The 25,981-nt window shown below is 56.5% G+C and carries 24 protein-coding genes and 1 riboswitch; of the genes, 13 read left to right on the top strand and 11 right to left on the bottom strand.

Translation table 11 applies throughout. The features are described from left to right. Positions 1-3: 3 nt before the first annotated feature. The 4 genes from yqiA to nudF are packed head-to-tail and all read right to left on the bottom strand — an operon-like array spanning position 4 to position 2,491. Complete coding sequence (gene yqiA, locus HBA26_RS03560; RefSeq protein ID WP_041908103.1) at positions 4-585, bottom strand: esterase YqiA; 582 nt, start codon at positions 583-585, stop codon at positions 4-6. Next, complete coding sequence (gene cpdA / locus HBA26_RS03555) at positions 585-1,412, bottom strand: 3',5'-cyclic-AMP phosphodiesterase (protein ID WP_028014441.1); 828 nt, start codon at positions 1,410-1,412, stop codon at positions 585-587. The genes yqiA and cpdA overlap by 1 nt, the downstream gene beginning before the upstream one ends. 27 nt (positions 1,413-1,439) lie before the next feature. Beyond that, the gene (locus HBA26_RS03550) at positions 1,440-1,862 is read right to left on the bottom strand and encodes a DUF1249 family protein (protein ID WP_003862516.1); all 423 of its coding nucleotides are present in this window, start codon (positions 1,860-1,862) and stop codon (positions 1,440-1,442) included. Then, positions 1,859-2,491: an ADP-ribose diphosphatase gene (nudF, locus tag HBA26_RS03545; protein ID WP_126344889.1), complete on the bottom strand. Its 633-nt coding sequence runs from the start codon at positions 2,489-2,491 to the stop codon at positions 1,859-1,861. Before nudF ends, HBA26_RS03550 begins: the two co-directional genes overlap by 4 nt. Before the next feature lie 204 nt (positions 2,492-2,695). Between nudF and tolC the strand changes: the two genes are divergently transcribed. The 3 genes from tolC (at position 2,696) to HBA26_RS03530 (ending at position 6,164) form a co-directional block, all read left to right on the top strand. Next, positions 2,696-4,174: an outer membrane channel protein TolC gene (gene tolC, locus HBA26_RS03540; protein ID WP_166720803.1), complete on the top strand. Its 1,479-nt coding sequence runs from the start codon at positions 2,696-2,698 to the stop codon at positions 4,172-4,174. Between the two features lie 161 nt (positions 4,175-4,335). Then, the gene (locus tag HBA26_RS03535; protein WP_028014445.1) at positions 4,336-5,001 is read left to right on the top strand and encodes a DUF1190 family protein; all 666 of its coding nucleotides are present in this window, start codon (positions 4,336-4,338) and stop codon (positions 4,999-5,001) included. A gap of 2 nt (positions 5,002-5,003) precedes the next feature. After that, positions 5,004-6,164 (top strand): glutathionylspermidine synthase family protein, encoded by a 1,161-nt coding sequence (locus tag HBA26_RS03530; RefSeq protein ID WP_047364600.1) that lies wholly within the window; start codon positions 5,004-5,006, stop codon positions 6,162-6,164. Positions 6,165-6,201: 37 nt separating this feature from the next. Here HBA26_RS03530 and ygiD read toward each other — a convergent pair whose 3' ends face one another. Beyond that, a complete protein-coding gene (gene ygiD, locus HBA26_RS03525; RefSeq protein ID WP_048959959.1) occupies positions 6,202-6,990 on the bottom strand; it encodes a 4,5-DOPA dioxygenase extradiol in 789 nt (262 codons plus the stop codon). Between the two features lie 130 nt (positions 6,991-7,120). On the opposite strand from ygiD, the gene zupT reads away from it, so the two are divergent. The 5 genes from zupT to HBA26_RS03500 all read left to right on the top strand — a co-directional run bounded on the left by zupT (position 7,121) and on the right by HBA26_RS03500 (position 13,116). Next, positions 7,121-7,894: a zinc transporter ZupT gene (zupT, locus tag HBA26_RS03520; RefSeq protein WP_126344888.1), complete on the top strand. Its 774-nt coding sequence runs from the start codon at positions 7,121-7,123 to the stop codon at positions 7,892-7,894. Positions 7,895-8,227: 333 nt separating this feature from the next. Next, positions 8,228-8,788, top strand: a complete 561-nt coding sequence (locus HBA26_RS03515; RefSeq protein ID WP_126344887.1) for a fimbrial protein — start codon at positions 8,228-8,230, stop codon at positions 8,786-8,788. A gap of 73 nt (positions 8,789-8,861) precedes the next feature. After that, positions 8,862-11,300 carry a fimbria/pilus outer membrane usher protein gene (locus tag HBA26_RS03510; protein ID WP_126345021.1) on the top strand — a complete coding sequence of 813 codons (2,439 nt, stop codon included), beginning with the start codon at positions 8,862-8,864 and terminating at the stop codon, positions 11,298-11,300. 9 nt (positions 11,301-11,309) lie between these two features. Then, entirely contained in the window at positions 11,310-12,071 is a 762-nt protein-coding gene (locus tag HBA26_RS03505; protein WP_045261133.1) for a molecular chaperone, read from the top strand. Next, complete coding sequence (locus HBA26_RS03500; RefSeq protein WP_028014452.1) at positions 12,055-13,116, top strand: hypothetical protein; 1,062 nt, start codon at positions 12,055-12,057, stop codon at positions 13,114-13,116. The genes HBA26_RS03505 and HBA26_RS03500 overlap by 17 nt, the downstream gene beginning before the upstream one ends. Positions 13,117-13,160: 44 nt before the next feature. Here the strand turns inward: HBA26_RS03500 and ribB are convergent, their stop codons facing one another. Continuing rightward, on the bottom strand, positions 13,161-13,814 hold the full coding sequence (gene ribB / locus HBA26_RS03495; protein ID WP_028017147.1) for a 3,4-dihydroxy-2-butanone-4-phosphate synthase: 654 nt from the start codon (positions 13,812-13,814) through the stop codon (positions 13,161-13,163). A 106-nt stretch (positions 13,815-13,920) separates the two neighbouring features. Further along, positions 13,921-14,071, bottom strand: a riboswitch (FMN riboswitch). 121 nt (positions 14,072-14,192) lie between these two features. On the opposite strand from ribB, the gene ubiK reads away from it, so the two are divergent. After that, positions 14,193-14,489 carry a ubiquinone biosynthesis accessory factor UbiK gene (gene ubiK / locus HBA26_RS03490; protein WP_028014454.1) on the top strand — a complete coding sequence of 99 codons (297 nt, stop codon included), beginning with the start codon at positions 14,193-14,195 and terminating at the stop codon, positions 14,487-14,489. Between the two features lie 63 nt (positions 14,490-14,552). Here the strand turns inward: ubiK and hldE are convergent, their stop codons facing one another. The 3 genes from hldE to HBA26_RS03475 are packed head-to-tail and all read right to left on the bottom strand — an operon-like array spanning position 14,553 to position 20,202. Further along, complete coding sequence (hldE, locus tag HBA26_RS03485; protein WP_003862540.1) at positions 14,553-15,983, bottom strand: bifunctional D-glycero-beta-D-manno-heptose-7-phosphate kinase/D-glycero-beta-D-manno-heptose 1-phosphate adenylyltransferase HldE; 1,431 nt, start codon at positions 15,981-15,983, stop codon at positions 14,553-14,555. 40 nt (positions 15,984-16,023) lie between these two features. Next, positions 16,024-18,879, bottom strand: coding sequence for a bifunctional [glutamate--ammonia ligase]-adenylyl-L-tyrosine phosphorylase/[glutamate--ammonia-ligase] adenylyltransferase (glnE, locus tag HBA26_RS03480; RefSeq protein WP_049138350.1), 2,856 nt, complete (start codon positions 18,877-18,879; stop codon positions 16,024-16,026). A gap of 21 nt (positions 18,880-18,900) precedes the next feature. Further along, positions 18,901-20,202, bottom strand: coding sequence for an inorganic triphosphatase (locus tag HBA26_RS03475; protein WP_028014456.1), 1,302 nt, complete (start codon positions 20,200-20,202; stop codon positions 18,901-18,903). Between the two features lie 229 nt (positions 20,203-20,431). Between HBA26_RS03475 and HBA26_RS03470 the strand changes: the two genes are divergently transcribed. Together HBA26_RS03470 and HBA26_RS03465 are read left to right on the top strand one after the other, a co-directional pair. Next, positions 20,432-21,052, top strand: a complete 621-nt coding sequence (locus HBA26_RS03470) for a TIGR04211 family SH3 domain-containing protein (protein ID WP_028014457.1) — start codon at positions 20,432-20,434, stop codon at positions 21,050-21,052. 60 nt (positions 21,053-21,112) lie between these two features. Further along, positions 21,113-22,354, top strand: coding sequence for a multifunctional CCA addition/repair protein (locus tag HBA26_RS03465; RefSeq protein ID WP_028014458.1), 1,242 nt, complete (start codon positions 21,113-21,115; stop codon positions 22,352-22,354). Positions 22,355-22,367: 13 nt separating this feature from the next. Here the strand turns inward: HBA26_RS03465 and bacA are convergent, their stop codons facing one another. Together bacA and folB are read right to left on the bottom strand one after the other, a co-directional pair. Beyond that, positions 22,368-23,189, bottom strand: a complete 822-nt coding sequence (gene bacA, locus HBA26_RS03460; RefSeq protein WP_028014459.1) for an undecaprenyl-diphosphate phosphatase — start codon at positions 23,187-23,189, stop codon at positions 22,368-22,370. A gap of 108 nt (positions 23,190-23,297) precedes the next feature. Beyond that, positions 23,298-23,666, bottom strand: coding sequence for a bifunctional dihydroneopterin aldolase/7,8-dihydroneopterin epimerase (gene folB / locus HBA26_RS03455; protein ID WP_028014460.1), 369 nt, complete (start codon positions 23,664-23,666; stop codon positions 23,298-23,300). Positions 23,667-23,773: 107 nt separating this feature from the next. Between folB and plsY the strand changes: the two genes are divergently transcribed. Next, positions 23,774-24,388 (top strand): glycerol-3-phosphate 1-O-acyltransferase PlsY, encoded by a 615-nt coding sequence (gene plsY / locus HBA26_RS03450; RefSeq protein WP_014833311.1) that lies wholly within the window; start codon positions 23,774-23,776, stop codon positions 24,386-24,388. A 92-nt stretch (positions 24,389-24,480) separates the two neighbouring features. Beyond that, a complete protein-coding gene (locus HBA26_RS03445; RefSeq protein ID WP_126344886.1) occupies positions 24,481-25,947 on the top strand; it encodes an MFS transporter in 1,467 nt (488 codons plus the stop codon). Positions 25,948-25,981: the final 34 nt, after the last annotated feature.

Genomic DNA, 25,981 nt, shown 5'->3' with positions numbered 1-25,981 from the left:
TTGTCAGTGGCTGTGCAGTCCAAGAAAATCGACAATCTGGGTGAAATGATCCTCAAAGCCCGTGAAAGCATGGTTTCCGCCCTCTTCTATAGTCTGGCGGCAGGAGGCGTAATACGCCACTGCCTGGCGGTAATCCAGCACTTCATCACCCGTCTGCTGCAGCAGCCAGATGAGATCCGGCGCTTCAAGCGGGTCGACCTGCATAACTTTGAGATCGTAAATATGGCGTGACTCTAGCACATATTGCTGCCCGGTGTAGGGGTTCTCGTTTTCGCCAAGAAAGTCCCTCAGCAGCTCAAATGGCCGTACCGCCGGATTAACCACAACGGCGGGCAGCATAAAGCATTGTGAGAGCCAGGTGGCATAGTACCCGCCCAGCGATGAGCCGACTACGCCAAAGGATTCACCGCCGTGTTCAAGCACTATCGATTCGAGCATTTCCGCCGCCTCCGCCGGGTACGGCGGCAGCTGCGGGATAATCATCTCAACGTGGGGGTGATGCTCGCTCAGCCACTGGCGAAACTGCGTCGCTTTTGCGGAGCGCGGCGAGCTGTTGAATCCGTGCAGATAAAGGAGCGTAGACATCAGTAGCCTTCTGAAGCGGTATCCGGGCGGAACTCTGCGCCTGCCAGACGGCAGACTTCCGTGGTCAGCGTGCCGTCGGCATGCAGTTCCAGCCAGCGCCAGCCTGGCGCGATGGTATCCAGCGTAAAGTTGGCGCAGTGCGGCTTAAACTGCACACAGGTTGACGGCGTCGCCAGCATGCGACGTCCGTTCCAGTCGAGATCCTGTTCCTGATGGATGTGTCCGCACAGCAGGTGTTTCACGCGCGGGTATTTCGCCAGCACGCTATCCAGCGCCGCGGAGTTACGCAGGCTGTGCTGATCCAGCCAGCTGCAGCCTGCCGGCAGCGGATGATGATGGAGCAACAGCAGCGTATGACGTTCAGGTTCGGCAGCCAGTTTGGTCTCCAGCCAGTCGAGTTGAAACTCGCTTAATTCACCGTGCGGGACGCCAAATACCTGGCTGTCCAGCAGCAGGATCTGCCACTGTTCACCCGCAAATACGCACTTCGCCGGAGAAATCCCCGCATCCTGAAGGGAGCTGTACATTGCGGGCTGGAAATCGTGGTTTCCGGGCAGCCAGACGCAAGGCACGCTAAAGCTCGCGATGCCTTCAGCAAAATGCTGGTAGGCCGCGGAGGACTGGTCCTGCGCCAGATCGCCCGTTGCGACAATCAGGTCGCAGTCGCGATGTTCAGCGTGAATGGCGCTCAGTACCGCCTGATAACTCTCCCAGGTATTAACCCCCAGCAAAGTTTCATGCTTTTCGGCAAAAAGGTGGGTATCGGTGATTTGTAATATCCTGACTGGCGCCCCACCAGCAACAGTCAGGTTCAACAGGCTTTCCAAATGGTGTCCTTAGGTAGGTTTATGACGCTAACAAACCGGAATCGCCATTGCTCCATGTGCTAAACAATATCTTAGCCAGTCGGCTAAAAACTGGTTAATTTGATGCTTTTCGTCGCGTTGATGCAACTTTTTATTCGGATAATCATACCGCGCCTTGAAGCGAAAGATCTGCTGACTTGAACACACTTCAGCGACCATCGCGTCATGATAGAGACGCACCGTCATCGACGGCAGGCTCCAGTAGCTGATGCTGGGCGCTGTTTGTTCTATTTCCACCAGCGTAGTGTAGCGCGTTGATTCTGTTATCGTTAACCGATACTGCGCGTTGCTCACCTGATAGCTTACCGTTTCGCCGGGTGCGTCGTTTCTCGGCAGCAGGCGGCGCAGCTGTGCGAAATTGGTTTCGCACAGGCGCATCATTTCTGGGAAGTCAGGCGTATAGCGCTTCATTTTTTCCACTCGTTTCGTAATGTCTGATAATGCAGCTGCAGCCATTGCAGGGCGATGACAGACGCTGCGTTGTCGATTTTCCCCTCTTCTACCCACTGATAAGCCTGTTCCCGGCTCACCACATGAACCCGAATATCTTCGTTTTCATCAGCCAGACCGTGAATACCTTCTGCGGTCGTGGCGTCCACTTCGCCCACCATAATGGATAAGCGTTCGCTGGTGCCACCCGGACTCGCCAGATAGCTCAACACCGGTTTTGTGCGGCCTACCTCCAGCCCGGCCTCTTCCAGCGCCTCGCGACGGGCGACGTCTTCAACCGACTCGCCCTCTTCGATCATCCCTGCCACCATCTCCAGCAGCCACGGGCTTTCACTGGTGTCATACGCGGCAATGCGGATCTGCTCCACCAGCACGACTTCGTCACGCACTGGGTCAAAGGGTAGCAAGACAGCCGCATGCCCGCGCTCAAAAATTTCACGTCTGATTTCGCCGCTCATTTCACCGTTGAACAGGCGATGCCTGAAACGGTAAAGATCCATCGAAAAAAAACCGCTATAAAGCGTTTCTCGTGCAATAATTTCTACATCGTTTTTGGCGAATGTCACGGGCAACTTTTCTGGTTTTTGCATGAGTCGAGTCCTGGTAGCAATGGTGATGAAATTGTGAATTTCAAGGCTGTTTGGCTGCCGTTTGTAAGGCTATATGGTAGATTGGTGCAAATTACCGCCAGATGGCACGTAACGCCAACCTTTTGGTGTGGATGATTCTGTTAGAATCGGCAATTATTTTTTAATTAGATCAGCGCTAATACTGCTTCACAACAAGGAATGCAAATGAAGAAATTGCTCCCCATCCTTATCGGCCTGAGCCTGACGGGCTTCAGTGCAATGAGCCAGGCGGAAAACCTGTTACAGGTCTACCAGCAGGCACGTCTGGGCAACCCTGATTTACGTAAATCAGCGGCCGATCGTGATGCTGCGTTTGAAAAGATTAACGAAGCGCGTAGCCCACTGCTGCCGCAGTTAGGTTTAGGTGCAGATTATACCTACAGCAACGGTTTCCGCGACGCTAACGGCGTTAACTCCAATGCTACCAGCGCCTCACTGCAATTAACACAGACGCTGTTTGATATGTCCAAATGGCGCGCCCTGACCCTGCAGGAAAAGAGCGCGGGCATCCAGGATATGACCTATCAGACCGACCAGCAAACGCTGATCCTGAATACTGCCACCGCGTACTTCAACGTGCTGAGCGCCATTGACGCGCTCTCCTACACCGAAGCGCAGAAACAGGCGATCTACCGTCAGTTAGATCAAACCACCCAGCGCTTCAACGTGGGTCTGGTGGCGATCACCGACGTGCAGAACGCCCGTTCACAGTACGACACCGTGCTGGCCAACGAAGTGACCGCGCGTAACAACCTCGACAACGCGCTGGAATCCCTGCGCCAGGTGACCGGGAATTACTATCCTGAGCTGGCTTCCCTGAACGTCGACAGCTTCAAAACGGATAAGCCGCAGGCCGTTAACGCCCTGCTGAAAGAGGCGGAAAACCGCAACCTGACGTTGCTGCAGGCGCGTCTGAGCCAGGACCTGGCCCGCGAGCAAATTCGTCAGGCGCAGGACGGCCATCTGCCAACCCTGAGCCTGAGCGCGTCCACCGGCGTTTCTGACACGAGCTACAGCGGCTCTAAAACCAATTCTGCCCAGTACGACGACAGCAATATGGGTCAGAACAAAGTGGGCCTGAGCTTCTCTCTGCCACTGTACCAGGGCGGTCAGGTAAACTCTCAGGTGAAACAGGCGCAGTACAACTTTGTTGGCGCGAGCGAGCAGCTGGAAAGCGCGCACCGCAACGTGGTGCAGACCGTGCGTTCGTCCTTCAACAACGTGAACGCGTCTATCAGTAGCATCAACGCCTATAAACAGGCCGTTGTGTCTGCACAGAGCTCCCTGGACGCGATGGAAGCGGGTTACTCGGTCGGTACACGTACTATCGTTGACGTGCTCGACGCGACCACCACGCTGTACAACGCGAAACAGCAGCTCTCCAGCGCGCGTTATCAGTACCTGATTAACCAGCTGAACATTAAGCAGGCTCTGGGTACGCTGAACGAGCAAGACCTGCAGATGCTGAACAGCGCGCTGGGCAAACCGGTCTCTACCTCCCCGGACAGCGTTGCACCGGAGAACCCGGAGCAGGTTGCCGCCGTTGATAACTTCAACGCTAACGGCAGCGCCCCTGCCGCACAGCCAGCGGCCGCGCGTAGCACGGCACCTGCAAGCAGCGGTTCTAACCCGTTCCGTAACTAAGAGTGTTATCACGCCCTCTCTCACCGGGAGAGGGCGCAGCTGAATCACACCCGAACGTAAGCCAACGTAAAGATCCCCCTGATTCCGCCCCTCTTCGCTTCATTTTCAACCACTCATCCACTATCCTGAGCGTTATTACCACTGGGTCCTGGAAGACAAACATGAAACGGACAAAAACGATTAACCACGCGTCGTTCCGCAAAAGCTGGAACGCACGTCATCTCACCCCTGTTGCGCTGGCAGTAACCGCAGTCTTTATGCTGGCAGGCTGTGAGAAAAACGACGAAACGGTTTCGCTGTATCAAAACGCGGACGACTGCTCCGCCGCAACCGGCCAGGCAGCAGAATGTAAAACCGCCTACACCAACGCCCTGAAAGAAGCGGAACGCACCGCGCCGAAATACGCCTCACGCGAAGACTGCGTGGCGGAATTTGGTGAAGGACAGTGTCAGCAGACGCCAGCTCAGGCAGGTACTGCGCCGGAAAATCAGGCGCAGGCGCAGTCCAGCGGCAGCTTCTGGATGCCATTAATGGCAGGCTACATGATGGGCCGCCTGATGGGCGGCGGTGCGGGCTATCAGCAGCAACCGCTGTTTAGCTCGAAAAACCCGGCCAGCCCGGCTTATGGTCAATATACCGATGCCAGCGGCAAAGGTTATGGCGCAGCGACCCCGGGCCGCACCGTGACCGTCCCGAAAACCGCGATGGCGCCGAAGCCTGCGACCACCAGCACCATCACCCGCGGTGGGTTCGGTGAGTCTGTGGCGAAACAGACCAGCATGCAGCGTAGTGCAACAGGCACTTCCACTCGCTCAATGGGCGGCTGATCATGGAACGAGTCGGTATTACCGAGCGCCCGGACTGGCGCGAAAAAGCCACTGAATACGGTTTTAACTTCCACACCATGTACGGCGAGCCGTACTGGTGTGAAGATGCTTACTACAAACTGACGCTCGACCAGGTGGAAAAACTGGAAGAGGTGACGGCCGAGCTGCACCAGATGTGCCTGAAGGTGGTGGATAAAGTCATCGACAGTGACGAGCTGATGACTAAATTCCGTATTCCGAAGCACACCTGGAGTTTCGTCCGTCAGTCGTGGAAAACGAATCAGCCTTCGCTTTACTCTCGCCTCGATCTGGCGTGGGATGGCGTGGGTGAGCCGAAGCTTTTAGAAAACAACGCGGATACGCCGACCTCTCTTTACGAAGCGGCATTCTTCCAGTGGATTTGGCTGGAAGATCAGATGAACGCCGGAAACCTGCCGGAAGGTAGCGACCAGTTCAACAGCCTGCAGGAAAAGCTGATTGAGCGTTTCGCCGAACTGCGGGAGCAGTTTGGCTTCAATCTGCTGCATCTTGCCTGCTGTCGCGACACGGAAGAAGACAGGGGCACGGTTCAGTATCTGCAGGACTGCGCGGCCGAAGCGGAAGTGGCGACTGAATTCCTTTATATCGAGGATATCGGCCTGGGGGAAAAAGGTCAGTTTACGGATATGCAGGATCAGGTGATCAGCAACCTGTTCAAGCTCTATCCGTGGGAATACATGCTGCGTGAAATGTTCTCCACCAAGCTGGAAGACGCGGGCGTGCGCTGGCTGGAACCGGCGTGGAAGAGCATTATCTCCAACAAAGCCCTGCTGCCGATGCTGTGGGAGATGTTCCCGAACCACCCTAACCTGTTGCCAGCTTACTTTGCCGAAGATGAGTTCCCGCCGATGGAGAAATACGTCGTTAAGCCTATCTTTTCCCGCGAAGGCGCGAACGTCTCCATTATCGAAAACGGTAAAACGCTGGAAGCGGTTGAAGGGCCATACGGTGAAGAAGGGATGATCGTCCAGGAGTTTTATCAACTGCCGAAATTTGGCGACAGCTATACGCTGATCGGCAGCTGGCTTATTAACGATCAACCTGCCGGGATCGGCATCCGCGAAGATCGCGCGTTGATTACGCAGGATCTGTCACGGTTCTATCCGCATATTTTTGTTGAATAAAACTTGCCCGGTGGCGCTACGCTTACCGGGCATGTTTTTACCCCACCTGCACCGACAGCATACTCAAACTGCCCATCTCAATGCCGTCAACCGGAATGGTAACCGGCTCCTGACCGTCCCATGCACCTAACACATACAGCAGCGGCAGGAAGTGTTCCGGCGTCGGGTTAGAGAGCGAACCGCCTTCGTGATCCAGATAGTTCACTAACGGATGCTTTTCAACCGGGCCTTGCCAGGTCAGGTTCGCTTTGACGTAGGCGTTAAAAGCGCTCGCCCACGGGTATGGCGTGTTCTCACCGTGCCAGCGCGCCGTACGCAGGTTATGCACCACGTTGCCGCTTGCCACCAGCATGATGCCCTCATCACGCAGGGTCGCCAGTTTGCGGCCCATTTCCAGATGCCAGGCCGCCGGTTTAGTGCTGTCGATACTTAACTGCACCATCGGAATATCTGCATCAGGGTACATCTTAATCAGCACGCCCCACGAGCCGTGGTCAAAGCCCCAGGCTTCTTTATCCAGCGCCACTGGAACAGGTGCGAGCAACTCTACCAGCCGCTGTGCCAGCGCAGGCGAGCCGGGAGCCGGATAATGCGTATCATACAGCGCCTGCGGGAAGCCGCCGAAATCATGAATGGTTTTAGGCGCTTCCATGGCCGTCACGCCGGTACCACGGGTAAACCAGTGCGCAGACACCACCACAATCGCCTTCGGACGCGGCAATGTCTCCCCCAGATGACGCCAGGCGCGGGTATAAACGTTGTCTTCCAGAACGTTCATTGGGCTGCCGTGGCCTAAAAACAGTGCAGGCATACGAGAAGAAGACATGGTGGTATCCTTAGAGAAGGTGTCAATTTGATGGTTCTACATTACGCGCATTCAGGTGAAGATAAACGCAGATAACCGTGAAGATCATCATCAGGAAATTTGAACGTAAGATATCGCTTAAGGAGAGTGCATGTCAGTACCCTTAATTTTGACCGTGCTTGCGGGTGCCGCGACCTTTATCGGTGCGTTCCTCGGCGTGCTCGGGCAAAAACCGTCTAATCGTCTTCTGGCGTTCTCGCTGGGCTTCGCCGCTGGCATCATGCTGCTTATCTCGCTGATGGAGATGCTGCCAGCAGCACTTCACACCGAGGGCATGTCTCTGGTTCTGGGCTACGGCATGTTCATCGTCGGCCTGCTGGGCTATTTTGCGCTCGACCGTATGCTGCCCCACGCCCACCCTCAGGATTTGATGCAAAAAAGCGTTACTCCAATCCCCGGCAACATCAAGCGCACGGCGATCCTGCTGACGCTGGGAATCAGCCTGCACAACTTCCCGGAAGGTGTCGCCACGTATGTCACGGCCAGCAGTAATCTGGAAATGGGATTTGGTGTCGCGCTGGCGGTAGCCTTACACAATATTCCTGAAGGACTTGCCGTGGCCGGGCCGGTTTATGCCGCAACGGGTTCAAAACGTACAGCCGTCTTCTGGGCGGGGATTTCCGGGATGGCCGAAATTCTCGGCGGCGTGCTGGCGTGGCTGATCCTTGGAAGCCTCGTCTCCCCTGTCGTGATGGCGGCGATTATGGCTGCCGTGGCCGGGATTATGGTTGCGCTCTCCGTAGATGAGCTGATGCCGCTGGCGAAAGAGATCGATCCTAACAATAATCCCAGCTACGGCGTGCTGTGCGGCATGTCGGTGATGGGGTTAAGCCTGGTTCTGCTGCAAACGGCAGGTATAGGCTGACACGGATGCCCTCATCGATGAGGGCAATTCTTTGATGCGCCCCAGCACAGCCGTTGCATTTTACACTGTCTGCGGCTCTGTATTTACAATTGGAAAATCAAAAGTTTTTATGGATATTTTTAAGTGCAATATTCCCCAATTAAATTGTGCTTAAAAAACCGCTGCTGCATGAAATATTAACCGGTTACGATAGTAATAAATTATATATTAACCTCCTCTAAAAATATCTTTAAGCCTCATTAATCGTAAAAGCCTCCCTCAACCCGTTATACTTTACGAGTATTCTGAAAATTAATATTCAGATTATGAATTCAATTGAAAAAGGATATTTTCATGTATATGGGTAAAAAAGTACTGTTAGCGGTTGCGATGGCTGCCATCGTTTCGGGTTCTGCTTTTGCTGATGACCAGGGTTCCGGCAAAATCAAATTCAAAGGCGTGGTCATTGATGCACCGTGCAGCATTGCACCAGACAGCGTTGATAAAGAAGTGGACCTCGGTGAAGTTACCACTGCCGTGATCAACGCTAACAAAAAGTCTACCGCTGTTCCGGTTGATATCAATCTGGAGAACTGCCAGCTTGACGATCCGGCGGACGAAACGGATACGCCAGTGACCAAAGTTGACGTGACCTTCACCAGCGCAGCAACTGACGCTACTGACACCAGCCTGATGAGCAACACCTATGCTAGCGGTGCTCAGAACGTCGGTGTTCGTCTGCTGGACAACAACGAAGCCAACATCACCCTGGGTTCGGCTCAAACGGTCGATCTACTGTCGGGTTCCACCACTCAGACTCTGCACTTCAAAGCATTAATGGAAGTTGCTCAGGGTAAAACTGCCACAGCGGGTCAGGTTGAAGCGACTGCCAACTATGTGCTGATGTACAAATAAGGTAATGCATCACGATAAAACCGGCTGGCATTATTTGCCAGCCGGTATGTGATATTATTTTGGTAACAGGATGATGACATATAAATTACAATCTAAAATCATCATTGCGTCCCTGTTAATGACGAAGATTGCCTCTGCCACCGAGTTTAATATCAATGCCATTGATAAAGACCAGCGGAGCAGCGTTGATCTCTCCCTTTTTAAAAATGAAATAGCGGTTACCCCTGGCAGCTATTTTGTTACCGTATCCATTAACGACACACCGCTGGCTAACGGCTGGCAGCTTAGCTGGAAAGAGGTAAATAACACGGTACAGGTGTGTATTCCTCCTGAACTGGCGGATACGTTTGCCCTGAAAGAGGAAGTCCGCGACGCCTTACCCGAAAAAGAGGGATGCGTCGACTTTTCCTCCAGACCGGATATCACCTTTAATTTTGAACAAGCGACCCAGACGCTGAAGGTCACCGTACCCCAGGCATGGTTGCAGTACCGCGCCGCCGACTGGATGCCACCCGCAACGTGGGACAATGGCGTACCGGGCGTGATTCTGGATTACAACCTGTTCGCCAGCCACTATCAGCCCAGCGACGGCAGCAGCACCAACAACGCCAACACCTATGGCACGGCAGGCGCGAATATGGGCGCATGGCGCCTGCGCAGTGATTATCAGTACAGCCAAACGCATACCGATGCAGGTTCGGATCATGACGGACGCTTTTCGCGCGTCTACATGTTCCGCCCTCTTCCTTCACTTGGTGCTAAGCTGACGCTGGGTGAAACGGACTTCCAGTCCTCAATCTTTGACGCTTTTACCTATACCGGCGCCTCCCTGATCAGCGATGAGCGCATGCTGCCCTGGTCGCTGCGTGGCTATGCGCCACAAATTACCGGTATCGCGCAAACCAACGCGACCGTCACCGTCAGCCTGTCCGATCGCGTAATTTATCAAAGTAAAGTTCCGCCTGGCCCCTTTGTTATTCAGGATCTTAACCAGTCCGTTCAGGGGACGCTGGACGTAAAAGTGACGGAGGAAGACGGGCGCGTCAGCACCTTCCAGGTCTCGGCGGAATCGGTGCCTTTTTTAACGCGTAAAGGGCAGGTTCGCTACAAGCTGGCGGCGGGTAAAGCGCGTAAAGACGCCTCTCATGACGTCGAAGACACCGGTTTTATGAGCGGTGAATTCTCATGGGGAATGCTGTCAAACACCTCGCTCTATGGCGGGACGCTTGCCGACGGGGATCATTACCGTTCCATTGCCGCCGGGATCGGGCAAAATATGGCGCATCTGGGTGCCCTCTCTTTTGACGTCACGCAGGCCACCAGCCAGCTCCCCTTCCAGGATAGCCAGACGGGTTACAGCTATCGTTTTAACTACAGTAAGCGTTTCGATACCACCGGCAGCCAGCTTACGCTTGCCAGCTACCGCTACTCCGATCGGAAATTCCTGAGCTATGCCCGCTTCCTTGATTATGACGACAACGATCGTCAGACAGAAAAGCAGACGCTGAGTGTAACCGCCAGCCAGTACATCAGCCCGTTATCGCTCAACCTCTACGTCAACGTACTGCGTCAGACCTGGTGGAACGAAGCCCCGTCCACGACCGGAAGCATTACCGCAGGCTATAACTTTGATCTGGGGCGCTGGAAAAACCTCGGCGTCACCCTCTCCTGGAGCAAGACGCATTACGAAGATGAAGACGACGATACGCAGTTTTACCTGTCCCTGAGCGTACCGATCGATCCGGATCATCGCCTCAGTTACGATCTGCACAACAGCGATAGCCTGAGCCAAAATGTCTCCTGGTACGACACGTCCGATCGCAATAATACCTGGGGCGTCTCCGCGGGGACGGAGAGTGAACACGCGGACGCGGGCGCACAGATGAGCGGCAACTATCAGCATTATTCACCGTTTGGCGATCTGAATATCTCCGGAAGTTATAAAGCTGATGAATATAACTCCCTGAGCGCCAGCTGGAATGGCTCGTTTACCTCAACGGCCAAAGGCGCGGCGCTGCACCGTCGCAGCTACGGAAACGAACCGCGCGTGATGGTCAGCACCGACGGCGTCGGCAACATTCCGCTGAATATGTCGCGGGATGAAACCAACCGCTTTGGTATCGGCGTTTTACCGTCGGTTTCCAGTTACTCTCCCGCCAGCGTACAGGTCAATCTGGATAACCTGCCTGACGGCGTCGATGTGGACAACCGCATCACGACCACCACCTGGACCGAGGGGGCGATTGGCTACCGCCAGATTGCCACGCGCGCTGGCAACGATATTGCCGGCATTATCCGTACGCCAGCCGGCACTCCGCCGCTGGGCGCGATTGTTCACCTGCTGGAAAGTGACCAGCAAATCGGCATGGTCGCCGACGAAGGCCACGTCTGGCTGGGAGCAGTCGAGCCTGAACAACAATTCCGGGTAACGTGGGGTGACAATCAGCAGTGTCGCTTCTCGCTGCCTTCACACCTTGAAAACAGTATGCAGTTGATACTGCCATGCCAGTAAGAAACCATGATGAAACTGACCTCATTCACTAGCCTGTGCCTGATGTTAATCGGCACCGCATTTACCACCCACGCCGCCGTTAACCTGGACCGCACCCGTATTGTGTTTCCGGAAAGCGATAAGGCCAGCAGCCTCAAGATTGATAACCAGAGCAAAACGTTGCCTTATCTGGCGCTCTCCTGGATAGAAGATGAAAACGGACGCAAGGAGGACAGCCATTTTATGGCGCTTCCGCCGATTCAACGTCTTGAAGCGGGCGCCTCGTCTCAGGTCCGGATTGTGAAGCAGGCCGCGACCGCCCGGTTGCCGAAAGACCGGGAATCGCTGTTTTATTTCAACCTGCGCGAGGTGCCGCCGAAAAGTTCCAGCGCGAGCGAGGAACGCAGCGTAATGCAGGTCGCGATGCAGAGCAGGATCAAACTGTTCTGGCGTCCCAAAGCGATCGCCAAAAAGGCAGGCGATCAGGCAGAAATGCGTATGGAAGTCACCGCAAACGCGAAAGGGCTCACCGTGCATAACCCTACGCCTTATTACATCACGCTGGCGTGGCTGAGCAAAAATGCGAAAACCATGCTGCCCGGTTTTGACAGCCTGATGATCGCCCCGTTTGCGACGGCAACAACCTCTACCGGTGACTATCACGGCAGCTACTACAGCATCGGCTACATCGATGATTACGGTGCGCTGAAAAAGGTCGACGCGCAATGTTCAGGCACGGCGAAATGTACGCTCAGCGAACATAAGGTCGATAAAGATGCGCAAGCTCGCTAATCTGCTGTTCCTGCTGCTGATATCCGCTCTGCCCGTAAGAGAAGCGCTGGCGCTGGACTGCTATCTTGGTGCTTCAGGCGGGCCGGTTGAAGAGACAAAAACCATCTCGCCCTTTGCTATCCCCAGCAACGCGCAGGTGGGGCAGAAAATCTGGGAATCAGATGACATTAAAATCCCGGTTACCTGCGATCACAACGTCACCAGCGGCTTTCAGCCGGAAGACGTTTACGCCTGGGTCAACCCTTACCCGGCCGCAACGGACCCTTACTATGAGCTTGGCGTAACCTACGAAGGTGTGGACTACGATGCCACGGGCCAGCCGAATGGCGTGGATACCCGCCAGTGTCTCGATAACAAGAACATCCTCATCTATACCCCGGCTCAGATCCGGCAGATGGGCTGGGAAAACCTGATCTGCTCCGGTAACCCGGATGACGTCCATACGACACGCACGTTTATTGCCCGCTTTCGCCTGTTTGTAAAAATTAAGGCGATTCCGCCTCACGGCTACGTGAGTTCGCTCGGCGATTACATCGTGGTGCAGTTTGACGGTAAAGGCGGGGTCAACCAGATGGCCGACGCGAAAAACCTGAAGTATCACATCAACGGCTTGCAAAACATTACCGTTCTGGACTGCGGGGCAACCTTCAGCATCTACCCTGAAAACCAGGAGATCGATTTTGGCACCTTCAGCGCTCGCGACATTGTGAACCAGAAAACGCGCGTTCGTGAATTTACGGTTAAAACCACCAAGGTGCAGGACGCGCAGTGCTCTGATGGATTCAAAATGGACTCGTCATTCTACACGAACGAAAAGCTCAGCGCTGACGATACGGCGCTGTTGATTGGCAACGGGCTAAAACTGCGTATTCTGAACGGAACGGATCCGTTTACCTTCAACCACTATCAGGAGTATGCCGACTTCACCGGGAGTACGTTGCAGTATGAGCAAAAGTACACGGCAGAGCTGTCGTGGGATGAGGGAAAAGCGATCCAGTCCGGACCGTTTGAAACTGTGGTGCTGTTTAAAATTAACTACCACTAGCGACAAAAAAGCCGGGTTTCCCCGGCTTTTTCACATTAGCTGTCTCAGCTGGCCTTACGCTCGTGCGCCTGGCGGTACTCCACCAGATCTTCAATTGTGACAACCGGCATGTTGTGCAGACGCGCAAAGGTGATGCACTCTGGCGCGCGGGCCATGGTGCCGTCATCGTTGGTCAGTTCACACAGCACGCCCGCAGGCTTAAAGCCCGCCAGTGTCACCAGGTCGATCGTCGCTTCGGTGTGACCGCCACGGGTCAGCACGCCGCCCGCCTGCGCGCGCAGCGGGAAGACGTGGCCTGGACGATGCAGATCGGAGGGTTTCGCATCATCAGCAATGGCGGCACGCACGGTGGTCAGGCGGTCAGCCGCCGATACACCGGTAGTCACGCCATGCGCCGCTTCAATGGTCACGGTAAAGCCGGTACCAAAGGCGCTGGTGTTGTTCTCAACCATCATCGGCAGCTCAAGCTGCTTACGACGATCTTCGGTAATACACAGGCATACGATGCCGCTGCCGTGACGGATGGTCAGCGCCATCTGTTCAACGGTCATGTTTTCGGCGGCGAAAATCATGTCGCCTTCGTTTTCACGGTTTTCATCGTCAAGCACCATCACACCGCGGCCTTCGCGCAGTGCATCCAGTGCATGTTCAACACGTTGAGTTGAAGTGCCAAAAGAGGAAAGTAGCGTCTGATTCATGGTAAAAAAACCTCATTAACAATATGGTTACCAGAATCAGGGCAGTCTTAGGAGCGCCGTATAAGCGGCAAAAAGATAACGTGAGCGGGCCCATGCCCGACTGGATCGTTACTCTCTCCCATCCGGACTTTAACCGTCGGCCCCGGAATTACACCGGATCTGCTGACCTTTGAGAATTCACCCAAAGCGCTCGCGGGCTTTCAGCGTTAAGCTGATTTACCGCCGGTGGGGAATTTCGCCCCGCCCTGAGAATAAGCGAGATAACTATAACGCTATTGATTAACCTGGGCAATGCATAAGCTTCAAACAAATCTGCTTTATCCTGGGTCATGACGCGCTACAATGTTCATCAACACCGACTTATCAAGGGAAGCCATTATGATTGACCCGAAAAAAATTGAGCAGATCGCGCGTCAGGTTCATGAGTCCATGCCAAAGGGCATTCGTGAATTTGGTGATGACGTTGAGAAGAAAATCCGCCAGACGCTGCAGGCGCAGTTGGTTCGCCTTGATTTAGTCAGCCGCGAAGAGTTCGACGTGCAGACCCAGGTTCTGCTGCGCACCCGCGAGAAGCTGGCGCTGCTGGAACAGCGTCTGAGCGAGCTGGAAAACCGCAATGCGCCGGAAGAAGTGAAGCCGGCACCGGCCATTCCACCGGTGGACGATCAGGAGTAAGTGCGGCCTGATGCCCTCTCCCACAGGGAGAGGGTGAAAAAAACGGGCCAACTGGCCCGTTTTTTACTGACTGTCTTTCTGGATCTTCTTGATGATGTTGGTGGTTGAACACCCGTCCTCAAAATTGAGCACCATCACCTCACCGCCGTTGGCCCAGACCTCTTCGCTACCTGCGATTTGCTCTGGCTTGTAATCGCCGCCCTTCACCAGCAGGTCTGGCAGGATCCCGGCAATCAGACGCTGCGGGGTATCTTCTTCAAACGACACCACCCAGTCCACCGCTTCCAGCGCGCCAAGCACAATCATACGTTGCTCGAGCGGGTTCACCGGACGCGTTTCGCCTTTCAGACGTTTGGTCGACGCATCGCTGTTGACCGCCACAATCAGGCGATCGCCCAGCTTGCGCGCGTTCGCCAGATACGACACATGGCCCGCATGCAGGATGTCGAACACGCCGTTGGTCATCACCACTTTTTCACCGCGCTTGCGCGCGGCGGCAACGGCCACCTTCAGCTCGTCTTCGGTCATCACGCCAAAACCGGTATCCGCACGCCCGCGCACCGCGTTTTCCAGCTCGATGGGCGAAACGGTTGAAGTACCCAATTTACCGACGACAACGCCCGCCGCGGCGTTCGCGAAGTAGCACGCCTCTTCCAGGGAGTTACCCGCCGCCAGCGTTGCCGCCAGCACGCCGATCACCGTATCACCGGCACCGGTCACGTCGTACACTTCCTGCGCCTGGGTTGGCATATGCAGCGGCGCCTTGCCCGGCTGCAGCAGCGTCATCCCCTGCTCGGAGCGGGTGACCAGCAGCGCGGACAGCTCGAAATCAGCAATGATCTTCATGCCGCGCTCAACCAGTTCTTCCTCGGTTTTGCACTTGCCCGCCACCGCTTCGAACTCAGAAAGGTTTGGCGTCAGCAGGGTTGCGCCGCGATAGCGCTCAAAATCGGTGCCTTTCGGATCGATCAGCACCGGTACGCTGGCTTTACGCGCCAGCTGAATCATCGTTTGCACGCTCGCCAGCGCGCCTTTGGCGTAGTCAGACAGCACCAGCGCGCCAATGTTGCCCAGCGCCTGGTTAATGCGCTCGTGCAGCGGCTCAGGATCAACGCCTTCGAACCCTTCTTCAAAATCGAGGCGGATCAGCTGCTGGTTACGCGACAGCACGCGCAGCTTGGTGATGGTTGGGTGTGTCGGAACAGAAACGAAGTCGCACTTCACGTTCACGTCCGCCAGCGACTTGCTCAGCGCACGCGCCGCATCGTCAATGCCGGTCAGGCCCACCAGACGCGAATGCGCGCCCAGCGAGGCTATGTTCATCGCCACGTTTGCCGCGCCACCTGGACGCTCTTCAATGGTGTCGACCTTAACCACCGGTACCGGCGCTTCAGGAGAGATGCGGCTGGTCGGCCCATACCAGTAGCGATCCAGCATCACATCCCCGACAACCATTACTCCAGCACGTTCAAACTCTGGCAGTGTTACTTTCATTCCTGACTCCAGAAAGATTCACAATTTGCGCGCGATAATATCACACTTGTTTTGTTACGCACGGCTCCACCAGCCATTTCTGCCAGCTTGCCGTCACCTGGGCGCGCTCTGCGGTAAAACAGTCCAGCGCCACGTGGCCCGGCTGTTCCTGCAATGCCAGGTGATGAAGTTCATCGCGCAGCGTGGTGTAGGCGCGGGTTAAGGCCTGCGCCTCCTGCTCGTCCATAATGTCGTTTTGCGCCAGCAGTTCCAGAATGCGCACGTTATCGGACCAGCGCGTCAGCTTCGGCTTGTCGTGGGCATGCAGTAGCACCAGGTATTGAGTGATGAACTCGATATCGGTAATCCCGCCCTCATCGGCTTTGATATCAAAGCGATCGCGATGTTTGTTACCCAAATGCGCGCGCATTTTCTCACGCATTTCGCGCACTTCAGTTTGCAGGGTGCTGCCCTCGCGCGGGGTCGTCATGACTGACTTGCGGATCGCATCGAACTGCGTTTTGAGCTGCGGATCGCCATACACCACGCGGGCACGCACTAACGCCTGATGTTCCCACGTCCAGGCTTCGTTCTTCTGATAATCGGCAAACGCGTCCGTCGAGGTGACCAGCATGCCTGCCGCGCCGGACGGGCGCAGGCGCGCGTCCACCTCGTACAGAATGCCCGACGAAGTGCGGGTGCTGAACAGGTGCATGATGCGCTGGGCCAGGCGCAGGTAGAACTGCCGCCCGTCGATCTCACGTTCGCCGTCGGTCATCACGTCAACCGGGCAGTCGTGCAGGAAAATCAGATCCAGATCGGAGCTGTAGCCCAGCTCCCAGCCGCCCAGCTTGCCGTAACCGACCACGGCAAACCCTCGCCCCTCGCGGTCAGCAAGATGCTTCGGCTGGCCATAGCGGGCCACCATCTGCACCCACGCCTGGTGGACTACCGCGTCGATGATCGCCTCCGCCAGCCAGGTTAAGTGATCGCTCACTTTCATTACCGGCAGCGTACCCGCGATATCCGCTGCCGCTACGCGCAGCATCTGCGCCTGCTTAAACTGACGCAGCGCCTCCAGCTGCTGCTCTTCGTCCTCTTCCGGCACGCGCAGCAAATACTGGCGCAACTCGTCGCGGTAAGCGTCCGTCGCCGTCGGCTGATAGAGCGTGTTCGGGTCAAGCAGTTCGTCCAGCAGCAGTGGGTATCGCGCCAGCTTGTTGGCCACCATCGGCGACGCGGCGCAGAGGGAAATCAGGTGTTTCAGCGCCCCCGGAAACTCGCTCAGCAGTTCAAGATAGGTGGTACGCGTGATAATCCCGCTCAGCAGCGGCATCATGCGCGACAGCGGCACCGGCGCATCCTCGCGGGAGCAGACGTCGCTCAGCAGATGCGGCATCAGATGATCCAGCACCTGCCGACCGCGCGGGCCAATGGCGCGCTTGTTCAGCTCAAGGCGGAAATCGGCAATCAAGGCCACCACGCGATGGCGGGCATCGTCGCTTAAGTGCGCCAGCACCGGCGTGGTGTCATCTTCCTGGAGCGCGTCCTGCCACAGCTCGCGCCAGTGCTCGGAGAGCGCATCGTCCGGCGATTCACTTTCGTCGTCGCCAATCAGATCGTTAAAGATGCGGCGAACGCCTGCCATATGGGCATCCAGCCGTTCGGTCAACGTTGACCAGTCATCCACCCGCATGCCCCAGGCCAGGCGCGCCCGGTTAAGGTCATCGCCCGGCAGGGTCTGGGTCTGTTCGTCGTTGATGCTTTGCAACAGGTTTTCCAGACGACGCAGGAACAGATAGGCCTCGCGCAGGGTTTGCGCGTCACCGTCCGGCAGCAAATGCAGTTGCTCAATGGCGCTCAGCGTCGGCAGCAGCGAGCGGGACTGCAGCGACGGCTCGCGCCCGCCGCGGATCAGCTGGAAGACCTGAACGATAAATTCGATTTCGCGGATGCCGCCCGCGCCAAGCTTGATGTTGTCCTTCAGACCGCGACGGCGCACCTCGCGGGCGATCATCCCTTTCATATTGCGCAGGGACTGGATCACGCTAAAGTCGATGTAACGGCGGAACACGAACGGGCGCAGCATGGCGCGCAGCTCATTGGCGTAAGCGTCGTCGCTGTCGCCCATGATCCGCGCTTTGACCATCGCGTAACGCTCCCAGTCGCGCCCCTGCTCCTGGTAATAATCTTCCAGCGCGGCGAAGCTCAGCACCAGCGGGCCGCTGTCGCCAAACGGGCGCAGGCGCATGTCCACGCGGTAAACAAAGCCGTCCTGCGTAGGCTGGTCCAGCGCCTTAATCAGACGCTGCCCGAGTCGGGTAAAGAACTGGGCGTTATCCAGCTCGCGACGACCGCCTCGCGTGGCACCATTCTCCGGCCAGGCAAAGATCAGGTCGATATCCGAGGAGAAGTTCAGCTCGCAGCCGCCCAGCTTGCCCATCCCCAGAATCAACAGCGGCTGCGGAACCCCTTCTTCGCTGCACGGCGTGCCCCACTCTTTACAGCAGGCGGCGTAGAGCCAGTCCCGCGCGGCGACAATCAGCGTCTGTGCCAGCTCGCTCAGCTGCTGCAAGGTGCTCTCTTCACTCACCAGCTCCAGCGCCTGCGCCCAGGCAATGCGCACCATCACCCGGCGGCGGAACTGACGCAGAACGCGCATCAGCGTGGCTTCATCCGCCACCTCTGCCAGCGCGGTTTGCAGCCAGCCAGCATAGTGCCGCCACTCGTCAGCCTGCGGCGGCGCGCTTTCCAGCTCTGCCAGCCAGTCAGGATTGGCGCTGACGCTCTCCTGCACAAAATCACTGAACGTGAGCACGCTTTTCGCCTGCTCGCTTAACGATGACGCGGGTAACGACTCGGGCAGACGTTCGCAAACGGTTTGCCAGTGCTGCTGTAACTGCGAAGAAAGCGGCATATCAGGGGTTCCTTGCCAGAATTAACGTTTTCCGCTGTGCAGCCAGTATGGATCCTGCGAAATGGCTTCGTTGCGGAAATGCTCGATCTCAATCTGCTGACGGGTCTCAATGGCATGCTTAAGCCCCTGCCAGTTCTCCAGCCAGGCCTGCGCCTTCACGCCCTCGTACGCTCCCGACAGAAGCAACATGCTGTCGATATTACGCGCCAGGCGGGGAAGCTGGTCGCCATACTGGTCGCCCAGCGGATGCGCGAAGGTGGTTCTCAGCTCGGCGGCGTGGCGGGAAAGATGGATATCCGCGAAGCGTTTAAAGTTGTCCGCGATTTTGGTCTGCGCTTTTGCATCGAGGAAGACGCGCCAGCCGCGCGTCACCAGAAACTCGGTCAGCGCCAGTTTTGCCGCGGCATTTTGCGGGCTATAAAGCGCGGTTTGCGCCGACACGTCGGAAAGCAGCAGCGTTTCGGTCTGGGTCAGCAGATCGCGTAAGTGAGCGCTAGCTTTACGCGGTACGATACCACCAAACAGCGTCAGGGTATGACGCACCAGTCCGATAGCGGCCAGCACCTGTTTTTTGGCATTTTTGACGTTACGCGCCCACAATTCTTCATGGTACTGCCATTGGGAGAGCGCCAGCTCCAGCGCCGCTTCCATGCCCTGCTCAATGCTGGCTTTCGGGACGACGCGCAAAATCGGAGTCTCTCTCAGCACGCGTGGCGCATTTCCGGCAGCCAGGTGGTAGCCGCGCGCCGCTTTGCTCAAGCTGCCCTGACGTAAACCCGGCTGGCTTACCAGCTTGCGCGCCAGCTTCAGCACGTCGCTCGCATCTCCTTCCAGAAGTTCCAGCTCCAGCTCGCAGATCGGTTCCTGGAACTCACCCGCCTTCACCTCGCCTAAATCCAGCGCGATTTCAATGCGGCTCTTGCCTTCCGTCACCAGCCATTTCTCACGAGCGAAATCGGTGCTGAACAGCGGCTGCACCTGCCCTGCCAGCGTGGCGGGCAGTTCGCCTTCCGGCCAGACTTCCGCCGGGAAACGTTCCAGCTCAAGTTCTGGCTTACTGATGTCGATATTGTATTCCGGGCGCTGATGCAAACCGCCGACCACGCGGCCGGCGATTTTCATCGTCATCTCGTAGCGTCCGTTCGCGCCGCGGATGCGCAGCCCCATATCGTGGTTGCGCAGCCAGTTGTCCGGCGTTTCGTAGTAGATGTTGAGCAACGGTACGGGTTCATGGTGCTCGCCGGAGAGCGTATTCAGATGCTGACGGAGCGCGTCAACGCTGTCTTTTTCGACGATAAATTTTAATTCGATTTCCTGAGCCATAGCCTTGTACTTTTGCGGGCGTCACAGACGCGTCAATGAGGGCGAACTTCCTCGCCATTTATTTGTCAGTACATAGTATTTTGCGCCAAATTGCCATGCAATGAGCAATTTGTCGGGCGTAAATGTGTAGAGTCGTGACACAGATGATTCTGATTGCTGATGAATGCTTTGCGTAGAGACACTGTTGCCACTACTATCGTTCCACTTTTTATGAAAATAACGACTAATGATGCTTAAATTACGCCTGATTGGACTTACTTTACTCGCTTTTAGCGCCGCAACCGCAGTGCACGCTGAAGAGAAGCGTTACGTTTCTGACGAACTTAACACCTGGGTGCGCAGTGGCCCCGGAGATAATTATCGCCTCGTGGGCACGGTGAATGCCGGCGAGGAAGTCACCCTGTTGCAGACCAACGCGGAGACCAATTACGGTCAGGTTCGCGACAGTTCCGGCCGTACTTCCTGGATCCCAATGAAAGAGCTGAGCACCGTGCCAAGCCTGCGCACCCGCGTGCCGGATCTGGAAAACCAGGTGAAGACCCTGACCGACAAGCTGAACAACATCGACGGGACCTGGAACCAGCGCACCGCTGAAATGCAGCAGAAAGTGGCGCAGAGCGACGGCGTGATCAACGGTCTGAAAGAAGAGAATCAAAAGCTCAAAAACGAGCTGATCGTCGCGCAGAAAAAAGTGAACGCCGCGAACCTGCAGCTTGATGACAAACAGCGCACCATTATCATGCAGTGGTTTATGTATGGTGGCGGCGTGCTGGGCGTCGGTCTGGTGCTGGGTTTGGTTCTGCCACATCTGATCCCAAGCCGTAAGCGTAAAGATCGCTGGATGAACTAATTCGTCTTCTCTGCCAGACTTACGTATCATTCTGGAAAAGAGAAAACGGGAGAGTTGGGCGTGAAGAGTTATCTGGTCGGTGGTGCGGTACGTGATGCGTTGTTAGGTCTGCCGGTCAAAGATAAAGACTGGGTGGTGGTGGGCGCCACCCCGGAAGAGATGCTCGACGCGGGCTACCAGCAGGTAGGCCGCGATTTTCCCGTGTTCCTGCATCCGAAAAGCCGGGAAGAGTACGCCCTGGCGCGTACCGAACGGAAATCCGGTTCCGGTTATACCGGCTTCACCTGCTACGCCGCGCCGGATGTGACGCTGGAGCAGGATCTGCTGCGCCGCGATCTCACCATTAACGCCCTGGCCCAGGACGAAAACGGCCATATCATCGACGCCTACGGCGGGCAGGACGACCTGCGCGATCGTCTTTTGCGTCACGTCTCCCCGGCATTTTCTGAAGATCCGCTCCGCGTGCTGCGCGTGGCGCGTTTTGCCGCGCGTTACGCGCATCTGAGCTTCCGTATTGCGGATGAGACGATGGCGTTGATGACGGCCATGACCGAGGCGGGCGAGCTGGAACACCTGACGCCGGAGCGCGTCTGGAAAGAGACGGAAAATGCCCTCACCACCCGCAACCCGCAGGTCTTTTTCCAGGTTCTGCGCGACTGCGGCGCGCTGAAGGTGCTATTCCCGGAAATCGACGCGCTGTTTGGCGTGCCCGCACCGGCGAAATGGCATCCCGAAATTGATACCGGCGTGCACACGCTGATGACGCTGAGCATGGCCGCCATGCTCAGCCCTGAGGTGGACGTACGTTTTTCCACCCTGTGCCACGATCTCGGCAAAGGCTTAACGCCGAAAGAGTTCTGGCCGCGCCATCACGGGCACGGTCCGGCGGGGGTAAAGCTGGTTGACGGGCTCTGCCAGCGTCTGCGCGTGCCGAATGACATCCGCGATCTGGCAAAGCTGGTCGCCGAGTTCCACGACCTGATCCATACCTTCCCGATCCTGAAGCCCGCCACCATCGTGAAGCTGTTCGATAATATTGACGCCTGGCGCAAGCCGCAGCGCGTGGAGCAGATTGCGCTCACCAGCGAAGCGGACGTGCGCGGTCGCACCGGGTTTGAAGCGTCCGATTATCCCCAGGGGCGTTTGCTGCGCGAAGCGTGGGAAGTCGCAAAAGCGGTGCCAACGAAAGACGTGGTTGAGGCAGGATTTAAAGGCCCGGAGATTCGCGAGGAGCTAACCAAACGGCGGATTGACGCGGTTACCGCGTGGAAGGAAAAGCGTTGCCCTCAGCCGAAAGAGTGAGGGCAATCGGTTATCAGAAGAAGACCACGTACACCGCAGCCGCGACGATAAAGCGGTAGATCGCGAACGGAATGAACGAGATACGCTTAATCAGCTGCAGGAAGGTTTTGATGGCAATCAGCGCCACGATAAAGGCGGTGATAAAGCCCACGGCAAACATCGGAATATCGCCTGTGGTCAGGAAGCCAATGCTTTTGTAAAGGTCCAGCGCGGTGGCGCCCATCATCATCGGCACCGCCAGCAGGAACGAGAACTCGGACGCCGCATAGCGGCTCACGCCCATCAGCATCCCGCCTGAAATGGTCGCACCTGAACGGGAGAAGCCCGGCCACAGCGCCAGACACTGGAAGCAGCCAATGATAAACGCCTGACGATAGGTCATATCGTCCAGGCCTTCCGCACGCGGGACTTTTGGCTTCAGCACTTCCGCGGCAATCAGCAGGAAACCGCCCACCACCAGCGCGTACATGACGTTAATCGGGTTAAACAGCGATTTAATGGTGTCGTGGAATACCAGCCCCAATACCACCGCCGGGATCATCCCGAGCAGGATGTGAATCAGCGTCAGGCGGCCTTTGCCCTCTCCTTCACGCTGCGGCAGACGGCCAAAATGGATGCCGATCAGGCCAAACAGGCGACGCCAGAACATCACCACCACCGCCAGAATCGAGCCCAGCTGAATTACCACCTCAAACGTCTTTGCGGTATCGCCTTCGAAGCCCAGCAGATGGCCAACGATAATCATATGGCCCGTACTGGAAACCGGTAAAAACTCCGTCAATCCTTCGACCACACCCAGAATTGCCGCCACCAGCAGCGAGTGCATATCGCTCATCTATAAACCCCTAAAAAAAGATATAAAAAAACGGTCGCCCCTAACGGCTACCGTGAAAGATACAGCCTTAAGACCGATATAACCTAAAATGGTTTAGCAATTATGACGTTAAATCTTTCCTTTCAGATTTGTGCCACGCTCAATGATGACGCCCACGTTGGCGGCGCGCGCCACAGCCCCCGGCTTGCTCAGCTTAATGCGTACCCACGGTGAGTTGAATTTGGTCAGCAGCAGATCCGCCACCTCTTCCGCCACCCGTTCCACCAGCGCAAAACGCTGTCCTTCCACGTGGCCGATCACCGCTTCGCTGATGTCGGCATAGCTCAGACAGTCATTCACGTCATCGCTTTTTGCCGATTTGCGGTTATCCCATCCCATTTCGATATCGAACACCAGTTTCTGCTCGATGGTCTGTTCCCAGTCGTAAACACCAATTGTGGTGATTACCGAAAGTTGCTCTATAAATACAATATCCATCACGACCTGCCTGCTTTTTGGCTAAACCGGATACCACTTCCGGCGAATTATGCGTATTATCCACAGATGCTGAGAATACAGATACATTTTCAAAACGGAACAGCGTTATGAGTGCAATCGCGCCTGGAATGATCCTCCTCGCCTATCTTTGCGGCTCAATCTCCAGCGCCATTCTGGTCTGCCGCATTGCCGGGTTACCTGACCCGCGTGAAAGTGGTTCCGGGAATCCGGGAGCGACCAACGTGCTTCGAATTGGCGGCAAGGGAGCAGCCGTAGCGGTTTTGATTTTTGATGTTCTGAAGGGGATGCTACCCGTCTGGGGCGCCTATGCGCTGGGCGTCACGCCGTTCTGGCTGGGGCTCATCGCCATCGCCGCCTGCGTCGGCCATATCTGGCCCGTATTTTTCGGCTTTAAAGGCGGCAAAGGGGTGGCGACCGCCTTTGGTGCCATCGCGCCCATCGGATGGGACTTAACCGGCGTCATGGCCGGGACCTGGCTGCTGACCATTCTGCTGAGCGGCTATTCGTCGCTGGGTGCCATCGTCAGCGCGCTGATCGCCCCGTTTTACGTCTGGTGGTTTAAACCGCAGTTCACCTTCCCGGTATCGATGCTCTCCTGCCTGATCCTGCTGCGTCATCACGACAATATCCAGCGCCTGTGGCGACGCCAGGAAACGAAGATCTGGACGAAGCTCAAGCGAAAGAAAAAAGATCCCGAGTAGGCGGTTAGTTATGCCTTATAACCAAATGTGATTTTTGTCACCTTCTGCCTGTGGTAACTGTTAGAGACACAACACAACCACACAAAAAGAAAATGGCAGAAATCACAGACACAACTCCCCTTTCAACGGCAGGAATTCCCCCTGATGGCGACATTCAGTGGGTGCGCAGTGCATCGGACGTTTCACGTCTCGTTAATGACGGCTCACAGGGCCGGGCAAATGCCCGCATCGTGGTCGGTATCGCTCTGGGCGGGATTTTCCTCGATGCGTACGATCTGGGTGCACTGGCGTTCGGCATTAAAGACATTACCCGCGAATTTAACCTGACGCCCGCCGGTACCGGCATGGTGGCCTCGGCGATTACCTTTGGTGCCATTGTCGGGGCGCTGCTCGGCGGTTACCTCACGGATAAAATCGGGCGCTACCGCGTCTTTATGGCCGACATGGTATTCTTTGTCGTCGCCGCTATCGCCTGCGCGCTGGCCCCGAATGAATATGTGCTGGCGGGCGCGCGCTTTGTGATGGGCCTTGGCGTGGGGATTGACCTTCCCGTGGCGATGGCGTTCCTGAGCGAGTTTGCCAGGCTGAAAGGGCCGGGCAATAAGGCCTCCAGCGTCGCGATGTGGTGCCCTACCTGGTATGCGGCGATCAGCATCTCTTACCTTCTGGTTCTCTTTTTCTACGCCGTGCTGCCGGAAAGCCACAGCGAATGGCTCTGGCGTTTGATTCTCGGCTTTGGTGCAGTACCCGCGCTGGTGATTATCGCCATCCGCAGCCGCTATATGAGCGAATCGCCGGTCTGGGCGGCGAATCAGGGCAACCTGAAAGAGGCGGCGTCCATTTTGCGGCAGTCGTACAATATTAACGCTCACGTCCCGCAGGATGCGCTCACCCAGCCTGCGCCTGTCGTGAATAAAGCCAAATGGTCGAACTATCTGAACCTGTTCCGCGGCATCTATCTGCGGCGTACCACGCTCGCCACGCTGCTGTCCGTCGTCTCCTCGTTCGCCTATAACGCCGTGGCCTTTGGCCTGCCGGTGATTATTTCAAGCTTCTTCGTGCAGTCTATGCTGACCACTATTGTGATCTCGCTGGCGCTGAACCTGCTTTTTGCGTTTATCGGCGGATTACTGGCGGTGCGCTACGTGCCGCGCTTCGGCGCGTGGCGGATGTCGCTGGCGGGTTACGCCTGTCAGCTTGTGGCGCTGCTGGGGCTGGCGCTGATTGGTCGACCGGACGGTGCCTCTGAAGGGGTGCTTGCCGTGGCGATGCTGGCGCTTTTCCTGTTCGGTCAGGGATTTGGCCCGGGCGCGCATACCATGACGTTCGCCTCGCTGAGCTACCCGACCTCGCTGCGCGGCGTGGGCGTGGGTCTCAACCAGACGCTGATGCGCAGCAGCTCCACGCTGTCGCTGTTCCTGTTCCCGCTGCTGGTCGCGTCTCTCGACACCGCCGTGTTCTGGGTGATTGCGCTGGCGCCGTTTATCGGTCTGGCGTCATTGCTGGCGATCCGCTGGGAGCCGTCCGGGTATGATGTGGATGCGGAGGACTACCGGTAACGACACATCGCTTCGGTGGGTTCAGCCCCACCGA

Origin of the sequence: Enterobacter sp. 725m/11 (genome assembly GCF_011683705.1) — a bacterium.
Lineage (GTDB): Bacteria > Pseudomonadota > Gammaproteobacteria > Enterobacterales > Enterobacteriaceae > Enterobacter > Enterobacter bugandensis.
The sequence above is the reverse complement of the archived record's forward strand: the minus strand, read 5'-3'. Positions and strand labels throughout refer to the sequence as shown.